The sequence below is a fragment of the Colwellia sp. MB02u-10 genome, assembly GCF_014077185.1.
Taxonomy (GTDB): domain Bacteria; phylum Pseudomonadota; class Gammaproteobacteria; order Enterobacterales; family Alteromonadaceae; genus Cognaticolwellia.
The window spans coordinates 1-1,770 of record NZ_JACGVK010000070.1; the positions used below are offsets into that span (position 1 = coordinate 1).

The following is a 1,770-nucleotide window of genomic DNA, read 5'->3' on the forward strand; positions in this document are numbered from 1 at the left end:
GCTCAGCCTGTGTGAAAACTAATTATTGTAAGTTTTCATTATTGAGGGTTTATATCAGCTCTTTATAAGGCTTCGCGTAGCGAAGCCGATATTTATGAATATCCATGCTTTATATTTTTTATTCGTTGAAAATTGCTGATGTTGGCTCCTATTTGAAACATATTTGGGTCTTTTAAGGAAAGAGTTACCTCTTACGGCAACATCACTTCCTTCATCAACTTTTCTATTCCAAATATATTGAGCATTCTTTTTAAATTATACGCCAATACATGCAGGTTCAATTCTGTACTGACATTTTTAAACCCTCTTGTTAAAAGGTGCGTGGCTCCTGCCCACAACTTAATCGTACCAAAGGGATGTTCAACCGTTTGTTTTCGTTGAAGCATCGCATCAGGCGTTGCTTCGAGCAAGGCTTCCATTTTTTCCATATCAGCTTCATGGATCCAACGTCTCATTCTTCTTGGGTCTTTTTTAGAACGGGTACATTGGCTTCGGATAGTACAATTTTTACAAGCCATACCATTGAAGTAAATTTTGATATCTAACCCTCCTTCTATCGCATTGAATCGATGTTGAAGCTCATTGCCCGCGGGGCAAATATAAACATCATTATCTTGATTGTATTGAAACAGTGACTTGTTAAAAATCCCCTTCTTTTCTGAGCCTGATGTATCGGTTTTAGGTACAAGAGTCGATACACCTAAATCTTGAGTATCTTTAATATCTTGTCGGCTGTAATAACCTTTATCTGCCAATATCGTCGTAACACTTTTCCCTAACGCTTTAAGTGTCTGTTTGGTCATGTTGCACAACTGGCCTCTATCGGTTGTATTGGTGACTTCGTGAGCAACAATTAAATGATGTTTCGTATCGACAGCGCTTTGTATGTTATAGCAAACCGCTCGTGTCATACCCTGTGTTTTCATCAAGCGACTATCTGGATCGACCGTTGATATTTGTTTATCAGGATGATTATTTACGGCTAACTCCATCTCTTTTAGTTCGACGAGATGTTGTTTTAGGAAGTCTAACTTAGATTCAATATTAGCAATGTTATTTGGTGAGTTCTCTTGTGAATCTGATTGTTCAAGTTGCTGAAAATATTTATTAATATGTTTTTCTACTCGCTCAATATGTGACTTTATTTTACTCGGTGTGTAGTTTTTATCTTTGTTGTTTGACGCCTTAAATTTACTACCATCAATGGCAACGGTCGCTTCACTAAACATATTGAATTTATGGCACATTTGAACGAACGTTTTACAGGCGTTTTTAATTCCAAGATGGTTATCTTTTCTAAAGTCAGCGATTGTTTTAAAGTCTGGTGATAAACGCTCCGTGAGCCACATAAGTTCAACATTACGTTGTGTTTCTCGCTCTAGACAGCGTGATGACTGAATTCGGTTTAAATAACCATAGATATAAATTTTGAGTAATATGGCTGGATGATAACCAGGTCGGCCAGTTGCTTTAGATTGAACACCTTTGAAACCAAGGTTTTCTAAATCTAACCCCTCGACAAATACATCAATTACTCTAACAGGATTTTCTTTAGCGACAAAATCTTCAAGCATTTCTGGAAAGAGGGTTGCTTGGGAGCGAGATAAACCTTTAATATGACGTGACATATAGCCAACATATAATCAATTAACCTAATGAATATTATAGCAAATATAGAGTGATTTATTATCTTGTTTTGAGATTGATTGATCATAAGTATTCGGTGCTTATTCGAAAAAGTGATCAAAACGTTTTCACACAGGCTGGGCT

General features: G+C 36.7%; 1 protein-coding gene. It reads right to left on the bottom strand.

Translation table 11 applies throughout. The features are described 5' to 3' along the window. Nucleotides 1–191: 191 nt before the first annotated feature. Nucleotides 192–1,628 carry an IS1182 family transposase gene (locus H4J59_RS01780; protein ID WP_182236306.1) on the bottom strand — a complete coding sequence of 479 codons (1,437 nt, stop codon included), beginning with the start codon at nucleotides 1,626–1,628 and terminating at the stop codon, nucleotides 192–194. Between the last annotated feature and the right edge of the window lie 142 nt (nucleotides 1,629–1,770).

Coding starts and splice junctions, on each gene's coding strand:
- H4J59_RS01780 (WP_182236306.1), bottom strand. CDS start 1,628: ATGTCACGTCATATTAAAGGTTTATCTCGCTCCCAAGCAACCCTCTTT.